Annotated in this window: 11 protein-coding genes and 1 tRNA gene; all 12 read left to right on the top strand. The window is 66.0% G+C overall.

Translation table 11 applies throughout. From position 1 onward, the window contains the following. Positions 1-8: 8 nt before the first annotated feature. Positions 9-1478, top strand: a complete 1470-nt coding sequence (locus ACW5CM_RS15835; protein WP_457125586.1) for an NAD-dependent succinate-semialdehyde dehydrogenase — start codon at positions 9-11, stop codon at positions 1476-1478. A gap of 39 nt (positions 1479-1517) precedes the next feature. Continuing rightward, complete coding sequence (locus ACW5CM_RS15830) at positions 1518-2879, top strand: NAD-dependent succinate-semialdehyde dehydrogenase (protein ID WP_457125585.1); 1362 nt, start codon at positions 1518-1520, stop codon at positions 2877-2879. A gap of 219 nt (positions 2880-3098) precedes the next feature. Beyond that, positions 3099-3806, top strand: a complete 708-nt coding sequence (locus ACW5CM_RS15825) for a FadR/GntR family transcriptional regulator (protein ID WP_438255857.1) — start codon at positions 3099-3101, stop codon at positions 3804-3806. A 99-nt stretch (positions 3807-3905) separates the two neighbouring features. Next, positions 3906-5309 carry a four-carbon acid sugar kinase family protein gene (locus tag ACW5CM_RS15820; RefSeq protein ID WP_457125584.1) on the top strand — a complete coding sequence of 468 codons (1404 nt, stop codon included), beginning with the start codon at positions 3906-3908 and terminating at the stop codon, positions 5307-5309. A 59-nt stretch (positions 5310-5368) separates the two neighbouring features. Next, the gene (locus ACW5CM_RS15815; RefSeq protein ID WP_438255859.1) at positions 5369-6265 is read left to right on the top strand and encodes an NAD(P)-dependent oxidoreductase; all 897 of its coding nucleotides are present in this window, start codon (positions 5369-5371) and stop codon (positions 6263-6265) included. 86 nt (positions 6266-6351) lie between these two features. Beyond that, positions 6352-7773: a GntP family transporter gene (locus ACW5CM_RS15810; protein ID WP_457125583.1), complete on the top strand. Its 1422-nt coding sequence runs from the start codon at positions 6352-6354 to the stop codon at positions 7771-7773. 91 nt (positions 7774-7864) lie between these two features. Continuing rightward, positions 7865-9589 carry a ubiquinone-dependent pyruvate dehydrogenase gene (gene poxB / locus ACW5CM_RS15805; RefSeq protein WP_457125582.1) on the top strand — a complete coding sequence of 575 codons (1725 nt, stop codon included), beginning with the start codon at positions 7865-7867 and terminating at the stop codon, positions 9587-9589. A 139-nt stretch (positions 9590-9728) separates the two neighbouring features. Continuing rightward, positions 9729-9801 (top strand) — tRNA-Trp (locus tag ACW5CM_RS15800). Between the two features lie 41 nt (positions 9802-9842). Continuing rightward, positions 9843-10106 carry a preprotein translocase subunit SecE gene (gene secE / locus ACW5CM_RS15795; protein WP_438255862.1) on the top strand — a complete coding sequence of 88 codons (264 nt, stop codon included), beginning with the start codon at positions 9843-9845 and terminating at the stop codon, positions 10104-10106. Positions 10107-10150: 44 nt separating this feature from the next. Beyond that, positions 10151-11182, top strand: a complete 1032-nt coding sequence (gene nusG / locus ACW5CM_RS15790) for a transcription termination/antitermination protein NusG (RefSeq protein ID WP_439256378.1) — start codon at positions 10151-10153, stop codon at positions 11180-11182. A 179-nt stretch (positions 11183-11361) separates the two neighbouring features. Next, entirely contained in the window at positions 11362-11793 is a 432-nt protein-coding gene (gene rplK / locus ACW5CM_RS15785) for a 50S ribosomal protein L11 (RefSeq protein ID WP_438255864.1), read from the top strand. Between the two features lie 11 nt (positions 11794-11804). Beyond that, positions 11805-12491 (top strand): 50S ribosomal protein L1, encoded by a 687-nt coding sequence (gene rplA, locus ACW5CM_RS15780; protein ID WP_438255865.1) that lies wholly within the window; start codon positions 11805-11807, stop codon positions 12489-12491. Positions 12492-12933: the final 442 nt, after the last annotated feature.

The raw sequence follows: 12933 nt of genomic DNA, 5'->3' as shown, positions 1-12933 counted from the left end.
AGACGACCATGACCACTGCATCCGACGAGCGTGCTCTGCTCGACAGCATCCCGACTGGACTTTTCATCGGCGGTGAATGGCGGGATGCCACCGGCGGGCGCACCTTCGATGTCAACGACCCGGCAACCGGTGCGGTGCTCGCATCGATCGCCGACGCGAGCCCCGAGGACGGCACCCTGGCGCTCGACGCGGCAGTCGCCGCCCAAGAGGGTTGGGCCGCCACCGCCCCGCGCGAGCGCAGCGACATTCTGCGCCGCGCCTTCGACCTCGTGCAGCAGCACAAAGAAGACCTCGCCCTGCTGATGACGCTCGAGATGGGCAAGCCCCTCGCCGAAGCGCGCGGTGAGGTCGGCTACGGCGGTGAGTTCCTGCGCTGGTTCAGCGAAGAGGCTGTGCGCATCGCCGGCCGGTACGGGCAGAACCCCGAGGGCACCGGAACGATGATCGTGTCGCAGCGTCCGGTCGGGCCGTCGTTCTTCATCACCCCGTGGAACTTTCCGTTCGCGATGGCGACCCGCAAGATCGCCCCGGCGCTCGCGGCCGGCTGCACGGTCGTGATCAAACCCGCAGTGCTCACGCCCTTGACGACGATCTTCTTCACGAAACTGCTCGAACAGGCCGGGCTCCCGAAGGGCGTCGTCAACGTTGTGCAGACCTCGTCGTCGTCGAAGCTGTCGGCGCCGATCATCGCCGATCCGCGGCTGCGGAAGCTTTCGTTCACCGGCTCCACCGAGGTGGGCCGAAAACTCATTGCCCAGGCCGCGGATGGGGTGCTGCGCGTGTCGATGGAGCTCGGCGGCAACGCGCCGTTCGTCGTCTTCGAAGACGCCGACCTCGATAAGGCCGTCGACGGCGCGATGCTCGCAAAATTCCGCAACATCGGCCAGGCCTGCACGGCGGCGAACCGTTTCATCGTGCACTCCTCGGTCGCGGCGGACTTCGCCGACCGGGTCGCCGCTCGCGTCAAGGAGATGAAGGTCGGACGCGGCACCGACGATGCCGTCACGATCGGCCCGCTGATCGACGCGGATGCTGTCGCCAAGGCCGGTGCGCTCGTCGACGATGCCGTCGGCCGTGGTGCGCGCGTTCTCGCCGGTGGCAGTGCGATCGACGGCGAAGGCACTTTCTTCGAACCCACGGTCATCGCCGATGTGGCCGCGGGCAGTGACATCCTGCGCGAGGAGATCTTCGGGCCGGTGCTCGCCATCGCCACCTTCGATACCGAGGAGGAGGGCGTTCGCCTGGCCAATGCCACCGAGTACGGCCTGGTGTCATACGTGTTCACCGAGGACCTCGCCCGCGGACACCGGATGATCGACGCACTCGAGACCGGCATGATGGGCCTCAACGTCGGAGTCGTCTCGAACGCGGCAGCCCCCTTCGGCGGCGTCAAACAGTCCGGCATCGGCCGTGAGGGCGGGCTCGAGGGCATCCACGAGTACCTCTCCACGAAGTACACCCTGATCCCGAACAGCTGACCCCCGTCAGCTGAATCCGCAGACAACGAGAGGACGATGATGACCGCTTACTCTGTCACCAACCCCGCGACCGGCGAGATGCTGGCGACGTATGACACGTTCACCGACGCCCAGATCGAGGATGCTGTCGCACGGGCGCATCGCGCAGCATCCACCTGGTCGGCCACGGCACCGGCCGATCGCGCTGCCGTGATCCGCCGCATCGCGCAGCTGCACCGCGAACGGACCGACGAGCTCGCCGCGATCATCGTGCGCGAGATGGGCAAGCCGATCGCTGCCGCCGTCGGCGAGGTCGAGTTCGCTGCGGACATCATCGAGTTCTATGCCGACAACATCGGGCAGATCACCGACGATCAGCCGCTGAATATTCTCGGTGAGGGCACCGCTGTCATCCGGCGTGCGGCGCTGGGCGCGCTGCTGGGGATCATGCCGTGGAATTTCCCGGCCTACCAGGTGGCGCGGTTTGCTGCTCCCAATCTCGCCGTCGGCAACACGATCATCCTCAAGCACGCCTCCCAGTGTCCGGAATCGTCGGCAGCACTGGAGGCGATCTACCGGGATGCCGGGCTGCCGGACGGCGCGTACATCAAGGTGTACGCGAGCAACGAGCAGGCAGCGAACATCATCGCCGATCCACGGGTGCGCGGGGTATCGCTCACCGGGTCCGAACGTGCGGGCTCCGCGGTCGCCGAGGTCGCCGGACGCCACCTGAAGAAGGTCGCGCTGGAGCTGGGCGGGTCCGACCCGTTCCTGCTGCTGTCGACGAATGACCTGGATGCGGTCGTGCAAGCGGCCGTCGATGCGCGCCTGGACAACAACGGTCAGTCCTGCAACGGAGCCAAGCGCTTCATCATCGTCGACGGGCTGTACGAGGAGTTCGTGTCGAAGTTCGTCGCCGCGCTCGCGGCGGTGAGCGCTGAGGATCCGACCGTTGAGGAGACCGTGCTCGGACCGCTGTCATCGCTGGCTGCGGCGGAACGACTGCAGGCGCAGATCGATGGCGCGGTGGCGCAGGGTGCGACGCTGCTGACCGGCGGCACGCGTGACGGGGCCTTCTTCGCGCCGACCGTGCTCGCCGATGTCACAGCCGACATGGATGTGTACCGCGAGGAGCTGTTCGGCCCGGCAGCGGTCGTGTACCGGGCGGCGGGGGAGGAAGAGGCCGTTGCGATCGCGAACGACACGCCCTTCGGGCTGGGGTCGTACGTGTTCACCACGGATGCCGCGCAGGCCGAGCGCGTTGCCGACGGGATCGAGGCGGGCATGGTCTACGTCAACCTCGTGCTCGCAGACAGTCCGGAGCTGCCGTTCGGCGGAGTCAAGCGCAGCGGCACGTCGCGCGAGCTCGGGATGCTGGCCGCCGATGAGTTCGTCAACAGGAAGCTGATCCGGATCGGGTGAGTGTGCCGCCGCGGGAGGTGGCGCTTGTTGCCGCGCGCAGCGCCGGGATGCGGCCGTTTGCGACACCTGGCGCGGGCGTGCGCGGGGTTGCGCGGGGTGGTACCGATGGGAGGTGGCGCTTGTTGCCGCGCGCAGCGCCGGGATGCGGCCACACGCGCCACCTGGTGAGTCGCGGCGCTCGGGAAGGCGCGCCGCCCGCCGGCGCGCTACCGTTGTGCTATGAAACCCGAACGAGTCTCCCGCACGCAGTCCGTCGTGGACGGGTTGCTGGATGAGATCATCGCCGGGCGACTCGAGGCCGGAGAGACCCTTCCGGCCGAGGCCGATCTCGCAGCACTCCTCGGCGTCTCACGGCTCACCCTGCGCGAGGGCGTCCGTCTGCTGCAGGCGCAGGGAGTCATCGTCCCCGTTCCCGGCAGCCGCCACCGCGTCGCCCCGGTCGACGAGTGGACCGGGCTCGAGGCCGTCGTCCGCTTCTCCCGCAGTGGGGGAGCGCGGCGTCGCTCGTCCCTAGACCTCATCGACATGCGCGTCATGTTCGAGACAGGGGCAGCCGAGCTCGCAGCTCCCCGCTGCACCGATGAGCACATCGAACGGCTCGAGGAGCTGCTCGAGGAGATGCGCTCCGCGCACGCGAACGGCGATGTCCCCGGGTTCGTGGATGCCGACCTGGCCTTCCACGACGTGATCTTCGCCGCCGCCGACAACCGGATTCTGGTGGCATCCGTGCGTCCGCTCACCGCGATCCTGCAGGACTCCCGCAGTGAGACCAGTGCCGTGCTGGAGATTCGTGAGCACGCGATCGCCGAGCACGCCGCGGTGCTCGAGGCGATGCGCACGCGATCCGGGTCGGCGGCACGTGAGGCCATGGCCAGTCACATGCGCCAGACCCGTGACGACCTGCTGCACTACGTGCTCGGCGAGTAGTCCGCTTGCCAGGGCGCGAGTTTAGGCGTACCCTCGTTATCTGATATCGGATAACCCTCTGAGATTCGCTGACAACCCCCTCTGAACGAAGGAGTTCCCGTGCATATCGATGCGCTTCTCGCCCCACTGCCGGCCCCCGTCGAGATCGACGCCGCCGAGGTGCGCGCAGCGCTTGATCCGCAGGGTGTCCTCGTCGTCCTGGACGATGACCCCACCGGAACCCAGTCGGTCGCGAACCTCCCGGTGCTCACCCGCTGGGAGCACGAAGACCTCGCCGGCGCATTCGCCACCGGCGCCCCGGCTGTCTACGTGCTCACCAACACGCGCTCCCTCGACGAGGAATCCGCAGCCCAGCGCAACCGCGAGGTCGTCGCGGTCGCGCTCGCCGCAGCATCCGAATCCGGCCGTCGCGTCACCTTCGTCTCGCGCGGTGACTCGACCCTGCGCGGTCACTTCCCGCTCGAAACCGACGTGCTCGCCGCTGAGATCGTCGCTCACGGCGGTGGTGCTCCCGAGCTCACCCTGCTCGTTCCCGCCTTCCCGGATGCCGGTCGCATCACCGTCGACTCGGTGCACTACTGGGTCACAGCCGGCGAGGCGACGCCGGTCGGAGAGACCCCATTCGCCGCTGACGCCACCTTCGGATTCGCCTCCTCGAACCTGCGGGACTGGGTCGCCGAGAAGACCGAGGGCCGCATCCCGGCCGACCAGGTTGCAGCGCTCACGATCAGCATCATCCGCTCGGGCGTCGACGCCGTGGCATCCTTCCTCCGGGACCTGCCCGCCGGCTGTGTCGTCGCGGTCGACGTCGTCGAAGAATCCGATATGCGCGTCGTCGCACTCGCGCTGCAGCAGTTGCCCGAGCGTGAGGTGCTGCTGCGCGTCGGCCCGCCGTACGTCCGCGCCCACATTGGCCAGGAGATCGCCGAGCCCGTGAAGGCCGCCGACATCCCCTTCGCCTACGACCGCGGCGGTCTCGTCGTCGTCGGCAGCCACGTGCCGCTGACCACCCAGCAGCTCGAAGAGCTGCGCCGCCAGCGCCCGGACACCGTCACGATCGAACTCGATGTGCCCAGCCTCATCGACGATCGTCGCGAGCAGTACCTCGATGCTCAGGCGAACGCGGTCGCTGAAGCCCTGGCATCCGGATCGGTGATCGTGCACACCACTCGCGAACTCGTCACCGGTGCAACCGGCGAGGAGAGCCTCGAGATTGCCCGCAAGGTCTCTAGCGGCGTCGTCGAGCTCGTGCGTCGTGTGCTGGCGATCGCCCCGCCGCGGTTCGTGATCGCGAAGGGCGGCATTACCTCCAGCGACGTCGCCAGCGAAGCGCTCGAGATTCGCCGTGCCACCGTGCTCGGCCCGATGCTGCCCGGCATCGTCTCGCTGTGGCAGCCGCAGACCGGCCCTGCCGTCGGCATCCCCTACATCGTGTTCGCCGGCAATGTCGGTGAACCGGACTCGTTGGCCCGCGTCGTTGCCACGCTCGCCGACGCCAACTGACGCGCACCGCGCATAACCTGCTGACGCTCATTGCGCCACAACGAACTGAAGGAACAGACATGACTTCCACATCCACTGTCGCCGTCATCGGTCTCGGCGCCATGGGCCTGCCGATGGCCACCCGTCTCGCCGAGCGCTTCGAGGTGCGCGGCTTCGATATCGCGGCCGAGCGCATCGCCCTCGCCGCGGAAAAGGGCGTGAAGGCTGCTGATTCTGCCGCGGATGCCGTCGCCGGCGCGCAGGCCGTGCTCGTAGCCGTCCGCAACGGCGCCCAGCTCGACGACCTGCTGTTCGGCGACACCGCGCTGGCTTCGCACCTCGACGATGGCGCTGTCGTGATCCTCACCAGCACCGTCGGCATCGACGGGATCGGCGAGATCGCCCGCCGTCTGGCCGAGCACGGTGCGCAGCTCGTGGATGCTCCGCTCTCCGGTGGCCCCGTCCGCGCCGGTGAGGGCGATCTGCTGATCGTCGTCGGCGCGACTCCGGCAGCCCTTGAGGTCGCTCGCCCTGTGCTCGAGCAGCTCGCATCGACCCTGTCGATCGTGGGCGACAAGCCCGGTGATGGCCAGGCACTGAAGACCGTCAACCAGCTGCTGTGCGGTGTGCACATCGCCGCGGCTGCCGAAGCGCTCGCCCTCGCTGATGCGCTGGGCCTTGACCGGGAGAAGACCCTCGGGGCGCTCACCGCGGGGGCTGCGAACTCGTTCATGCTCGGCAACCGGGGACCCCGCTCGCTGCAGGCCTACGACGAGGACGGCGCCGAGGTGCTCAGCCGCCTCGACATCTTCGTCAAGGACATGGGCATCGTCGGCACGGCCGCTCGCGCCGCGCACCTGTCGACCCCCGTCGCGAACGCCGCCGAGCAGCTCTTCCTGCTCGGTGAGGCCCAGGGCCTCGGCGCACACGATGACTCCGCTGTGATCCGCGTGATCGCCCCCGCACGACTTTCCTGACCCGACCACACACGCTCGGCGCATCCGCGCCCTGAAACCTCGCTCGGCGCATCTGCGCCCTGACAATTGAAAGAAGAGATCCAGAGATGCTCCCTCTTCCCGCCCTGATCGCGATCGGAGTCGCCGGCCTCGCGCTGCTGCTCCTGCTGATCATCCGCTTCAAGATGCAGGCGTTCTACGCCCTCATCCTCGTCTCGATCGTCGTCGGTCTTGCCGCCGGCCTGCCGATGACGAGCATCACAGCCGACGATGGAACGGTCGAAAAGCTCGGCATCATCCAGGCGATCATCGCCGGTGTGGGCGGAACGCTCGGCTCGGTCGCCGTGCTCGTCGCCCTCGGGTCGATGCTGGGCAAGATCATCGAACTGTCCGGAGGAGCGGAGTCGCTCGCCGGCAAGTTCACCAAGTGGCTCGGCCCGAAGCGGGTCGGCATCGCCCTGGTCATCGCCGCGGCGATCCTCGCGATCCCGGTGTTCTTCGATGCCGGATTCATCATCCTCGTGCCGATCATCTTCGCGTTCTCAAAGATCGCGGGGCTGAACCCGATCAAGTTCGGTCTGCCGGTTGCCGGCATCATGCTCGCCGTGCACGTCGCTGTTCCGCCGCACCCCGGCATCGTCGGCGGCGCGACCATCCTCGGCGCTGACATGGGCTGGGTGCTGATCTTCTCGTTGATCATCTCCATCCCGCTCGCGGCGCTGTCGTTCTGGGTGGGCAAGATCATCAACCGCCAGGAATTCGCGATGATCGAGGCCACGAAGGAGATGTTCGACAGCTTCGGAACTGACCAGACCTCCGCCAACGCGGGCCTGCGCGACGGTGAGAAGGCGCCGAGCGCATTCACCGTGCTCGGACTCATCCTGTTGCCGCTCGCGCTCATCATGCTCGGCACCACGGTTGCGCCCTCGTTCGAGGCCGGCAGCTTCTGGAACGGATTCCTCTCGATGATCGGCCAGCCGATCTTCGCGCTCATGGTCGCCATTGCCGCCGCGATGTTCTTCCTCGGGGTTCGCCGTGGTTGGTCGGCGGCGAAGCTCGGTGAGGTCATGGAGTCGGCTCTGCCGTCTGCCGCGGTCATCATCCTGGTCACCGGTGCCGGTGGCGCTTTCGGAAAGGTCCTCACCGAGACCGGCATCGGCGGTGCGGTTGCTGAGCTGCTCGCCGGCAGCGGTATGCCGCTGCTGCTCGCTGCCTTCCTCATCTCGCTGATCATGCGCGCAGCCCAGGGCTCCGCCACCGTGGCCATCACCACGACGGCGGGTCTGCTGCTGCCTTCGGTCGCCGTGCTCGGCCTCGACACGATCCACATCGCGCTCGTCGCGGTCGCGATCGGTTACGGTGCGCTCGGCCTCAGCCACGTCAACGACTCCGGCTTCTGGGTGGTCACGCGCTACCTAGGCCTGTCGGTCAAGGATGGCCTGCGCACCTGGACGCCGCTGACCACCGTGCTCGGCGTCGCCGGGTTCCTGCTCACCTGGCTCACCTATGCCGTGATCCCGATGAGCTGACAACGCTCGATCGCAGAGGCCCTCGATGTTCGTGAAAGCGGATGCCGGGGGCCTCTCGCTCTTTACCTACTCCCGCACTAGCCTCGGGGGCATGGTCAACGTCGCCGAGAACATCGTCCGCACCCTCCGGGCTAACAACATCGACCGGGTCTACGGCATCCCGGGTGATTCCCTCAACGGCTTCACCGATGCGCTGCGCAAGGACGGCACGATCCGCTGGCTGCACGTGCGCCATGAGGAGTCGGCTGCGTTCGCGGCTGCGGCGGATGCGGCGATCACCGGTGATCTCGCCGTCGTCGCGGGTTCGTGCGGGCCAGGCAACCTGCACCTCATCAACGGACTCTTCGATGCGCAGCGCTCGCGCGTGCCGGTGCTGGCGATCGCCGCGCACATCCCGACGCATGAGATCGGCACCGGATACTTCCAGGAGACCCATCCGCAGGAGCTGTTCCGCGAGTGCAGCGTGTACGTCGAGTACGTCGCCGATCCGGTGCAGATGCCGCGGATGCTGGAGATCGCGATGCGCGCCGCCATTGAACAGCGCGGAGTTGCCGTGCTCGTCATCCCGGGCGATGTCGCCCTTTCCGAGGTTGCGGATGATCGGGCGAGCGTGATCACGCGCACGCGTCCGATCGTTGTACCCAGCCCCGCAGAGCTCGAAGAAGCCGCACGTCTGCTCAACGCCGCAGAGCGGGTCACGATCCTCGCCGGCGCCGGAGTTGAAGGTGCCCACGACGAGGTCGTCGCGCTCGCTGACCGGCTCGGAGCGCCCGTCGTGCATGCCCTGCGCGGCAAGGAGTTCATCGAGCACGACAACCCCTTTGATGTCGGCATGACCGGATTGCTCGGCTTCGCGTCGGGTTTTCGGGCGATGGATGCCGCCGACACGGTGCTGCTGCTGGGCACAGATTTCCCGTACACGCAGTTCTATCCCGACGGCGTCACCACGATTCAGGTCGACATCCGCGGTTCGCAGCTCGGCAAACGGCATCCGCTCGATCTCGGACTCGTAGGTGATGTGAAGGCGACCGTCACAGCCCTGTTGCCGCGGCTCGCCGAGAAGAGCGACCGCTCGCATGTCGATGATGCCGTTGCGCACTACCGGAAGACGCGCACGAAACTCGACGAGCTCGCGGTGCCGTCCAAGGGTTCGAACCCGATTCATCCGCAGTATCTTGCCCGTCTTCTCGACGAACATGCGAACGAGGACGCAATCTTCACGGCGGATGTCGGCTCACCAACCGTGTGGGCTGCGCGCTACCTGACCATGAACGGGCGACGCCGCCTGATCGGCTCCTTCACACACGGCTCGATGGCGAACGCGCTCATGCACGGGATCGGGGCGCAGACCGCACAGCCGGACCGTCAGGTGGTCGCGCTGGCGGGGGATGGGGGCCTGGCGATGATGCTCGGCGAGCTCATCACCCTCACCCAGAACAGGCTGCCGGTGAAGACGATCGTGGTGAACAACTCCTCGCTCAACTTCGTCGAACTCGAGATGAAGGCGGCCGGCTTCGTCACCTACGCCACCGATCTTGAGAACCCGAACTTCGCAGCCGTCGCCGAGGCGCTCGGAATCTTCGCCAGGCGGGTGGAGCACAGCGAGGATCTGCCGGATGCCGTTCGGGAAGTCCTCGCTCATGATGGGCCTGCACTGCTGGACGTGGTCACCGAGCGGCAGGAACTCTCGATGCCGCCGACGATCACCGCCGACCAGGTCAAGGGCTTCGCGCTCTACGCCATCCGCACGGTGATGTCGGGCCGCGGCGACGAGCTCCTCGACCTCGCCAAGGCGAACTGGCGGCAGTTGTTCTGAGCCGCTACGCCCCGGGTGAAGCCGGCTTTGTTCGCCGGGGCACGCAGCATGCTCTACACTGGAGGAGCAGTTGTCTGCATTCTTTTTCCGTGCCCATGGGTGCGGGGGAGGTGCGGATCCCAGGGGCCATCAGGTCTCTAGGGCGGTAGCTCAATTGGCAGAGCAGCGGTCTCCAAAACCGCAGGTTGCAGGTTCGATTCCTGTCCGCCCTGCGCGTCAGCGCCACGCTGGCACACGGAAAGGTACATTCACGATGGATCAGGACGAACCGCGCGGCGAAATCGTCGCGTCAGGCGGTGCCGCGAGCGTGAACAGGCTCGGCTTCTTCGGCCGTATCGCTCTGTTCTTCCGTCAGGTGTTGGGCGAGTTGCGCAAGGTCGTCACACCGACGCGCAAAGAACTCTTCAAGTTCACCGGTGTCGTGCTGGTTTTCGTCGCCATCATGATGGCGCTCGTCTACGGCCTGGATGCTGCCTTCTCGTGGCTGACTACACAGGTCTTCGGAGTGCCGCAGTAAGCGTCACTCCTGCGGCTCGACCGCTATGAATGGAAAGAAACAACGTGTCTGAACGATATTCCGACGACGCCGACATGGCGACCGCCGCGGAGCAGTCCAGCGAGGACGACGAAGCTCAAGAGGGCAATGTGCTCTCCGCCGAAGAGCAGTCATCTGCACCGGCCGAGCGTATTGCTGTGCACATCGAGGACGACGCCGACGGCTCGGACGAAGGTGCCGAAGACATTGACATCAACGACCCGGAGGCGGACGCGATCGTGAACGACGCTCTCAACCTGGACGAGACTGCAGAGACCGAAGCTGCAGCCGAGGTCCTCAACGACTCGACCGCCGAAGAGGCTGCCGAAGACGAAGCTGCTGCAGCCGAAGAGGTAGCACCCTACGACGGCCCCGACGTCAATGGCGAAGAAGACGCCGCTGACGACGAGTCCGCTGAAGAAGAGCCTGCTGAAGAAGACCCCTATGAGGCCTTCCGCATGGATCTGCGGATGCTGCCGGGCAAGTGGTACGTCATCCACTCCTACGCCGGGTTCGAGCGCAAGGTGAAGGCCAACATCGAGCAGCGCAAGTCGACGCTCGAGGTCGAGGACGACATCTATCAGATCGAGGTCCCGATGGAGGACGTCGTCGAGATCAAGAACGGTCAGCGCAAGATGGTCACGCGCGTCCGGATCCCCGGCTACGTGCTCGTGCGCATGGAGCTCAACGAGGACACCTGGTCTGTCGTCCGCCACACTCCTGGTGTCACCGGCTTCGTGGGCAACGCCCACAACCCGACACCGCTGCGCTTCGAAGAAGCCTTCAACATGCTGAAGGCACTCGTCGAGGTCAAGGACATTCCGACGGCGAAGAACGTTCAGTCCAAGGGCGGCCTGGCTGTGGCCCGCTCGATCCCGGCTGAGGTTGACTTCGAAGTCGGCGAGACGATCACCATCAAGGAAGGCTCGTTCGCTGGCCTGCCTGGTTCGATCAGCGAGATCAAGCCCGAGAGTGGCAAGCTCACCGTGCTCGTCTCCCTGTTCGAGCGTGAGACCCCGGTCGAACTGTCGTTCGACCAGGTCACCAAGATGCTCTGACTCTCGAAACACGCTTCACGAACGCCCCGTTCGGCTCCGGCCGACGGGGCGTTCTGCGTCGGGTACACTGGGATGGTTTGTGTGCGCATTTCGTGCGCGCGCAGCACACCACGTCTCGGAGACACCGGGTTCGTGGGAGATCGGATGCCCCGGCATCCGTTCGATGAAAGGAAGAGGAAATGGCACCTAAGAAGAAGGTGACCGGCCTGATCAAGCTTCAGATCAACGCCGGTGCAGCTAACCCAGCGCCGCCGATCGGCCCCGCGCTCGGTCAGCATGGCGTGAACATCATGGAGTTCTGCAAGGCGTACAACGCCGCGACCGAGTCGCAGCGCGGAAACGTCGTCCCCGTTGAGATCACTGTCTACGAGGACCGCAGCTTCACGTTCATCCTGAAGACCCCGCCGGCTGCAGAGCTCATCAAGAAGGCTGCTGGCGTCCCGAAGGGTTCGGCTACGCCGCACACGGTCAAGGTTGCGAAGATCACCAAGGACCAGGTCCGTCAGATCGCCGAGACCAAGCAGGCCGATCTGAACGCGAACGACATCGAGGCTGCCTCGAAGATCATCGCCGGAACAGCCCGCTCCATGGGCATCACGGTCGAGGGCTAAGGGGAATAATCATGGCAAAGTCCAAGGCTTACAAGGCTGCTGTCTCGAAGATCGAGGCAGACCGTTTCTACACTCCGACCGAGGCTGTCGCTCTCGCGAAGGAGACCGGCTCGGCAAAGTTCAACTCGACCGTCGAGGTCGCGCTGAAGCTTGCCGTTGACCCGCGCAAGGCAGACCAGATGGTGCGCGGCACCGTCATGCTTCCGCACGGTACGGGCAAGACCGCTCGTGTCATCGTCTTCGCCACCGGCCCCGCAGCTGAAGCTGCCATCGCCGCAGGTGCAGATGAGGTCGGCGGCGCCGAGCTCATCGAGAAGGTCGCTGGCGGCTGGACCGACTTCGACTCCGCAGTCTCGACCCCTGAGCTCATGGGCCAGGTCGGTCGACTGGGTAAGGTCCTCGGCCCCCGTGGCCTGATGCCGAACCCGAAGACTGGCACCGTGACTCCGAACCCGGCGAAGGCCGTTGAGGAGATCAAGGGCGGAAAGATCGAGTTCCGCGTCGACAAGCACTCGAACGTGCACTTCATCGTCGGCAAGGCATCCTTCTCGGCAGAGCAGCTCGATGAGAACATCGGTGCTGCCCTTGACGAGATCGTTCGTCTCAAGCCGTCGAGCGCAAAGGGTCGCTACATCCAGAAGGGCACGGTGTCGACCACGTTCGGCCCCGGCATCCCGCTGGATGTCAACGTCTTCTGATCGCGTTTCACGAAAGCCCCTGCTGTTACAGCAGGGGCTTTCTGCGTATCCGGGGGAGTGCCGTGGCCGGCGCGATCCCGTGGCAGAGGTGCGGGATCCCGCGGGAGAGGGGCGCGACACGCCAGGGATACCGCCCCGATTTGCCCGAACCCCGCAACCCGCGTAAGTTATTACTTGTTCGCCCCACAGGGAAGCGGAAAGGCCGAAAAGCCTCACCCCCCTCAAGTGGAGAACCACTCCCAAACCTCTCAGTTGTGAGGGCCTGCCGCTTGCGGCTAGGATGGGAGCTTCCACCTCTTCTGCGGTTCATTTCGACTGCGATGCGGATCTCAAATCCGCTCGGCGCGTCGATTTGACAAGCTGGAGGAGGGGGATAAGATAGAGAAGTTGCCCTTCGGGCCTGGTTGTGATGACTGGGTCGGGGGAGCATCCGATCCTTGAG

This window comes from Microbacterium wangyouchuni, assembly GCF_054072595.1.
This window is presented reverse-complemented; position numbering and strand designations above follow the sequence as displayed.

Coding starts and splice junctions, on each gene's coding strand:
- ACW5CM_RS15830 (WP_457125585.1), top strand. CDS start 1,518: ATGACCGCTTACTCTGTCACCAACCCCGCGACCGGCGAGATGCTGGCG.
- ACW5CM_RS15810 (WP_457125583.1), top strand. CDS start 6,352: ATGCTCCCTCTTCCCGCCCTGATCGCGATCGGAGTCGCCGGCCTCGCG.
- ACW5CM_RS15815 (WP_438255859.1), top strand. CDS start 5,369: ATGACTTCCACATCCACTGTCGCCGTCATCGGTCTCGGCGCCATGGGC.
- rplA (WP_438255865.1), top strand. CDS start 11,805: ATGGCAAAGTCCAAGGCTTACAAGGCTGCTGTCTCGAAGATCGAGGCA.
- poxB (WP_457125582.1), top strand. CDS start 7,865: ATGGTCAACGTCGCCGAGAACATCGTCCGCACCCTCCGGGCTAACAAC.
- ACW5CM_RS15835 (WP_457125586.1), top strand. CDS start 9: ATGACCACTGCATCCGACGAGCGTGCTCTGCTCGACAGCATCCCGACT.
- ACW5CM_RS15825 (WP_438255857.1), top strand. CDS start 3,099: ATGAAACCCGAACGAGTCTCCCGCACGCAGTCCGTCGTGGACGGGTTG.
- secE (WP_438255862.1), top strand. CDS start 9,843: ATGGATCAGGACGAACCGCGCGGCGAAATCGTCGCGTCAGGCGGTGCC.
- rplK (WP_438255864.1), top strand. CDS start 11,362: ATGGCACCTAAGAAGAAGGTGACCGGCCTGATCAAGCTTCAGATCAAC.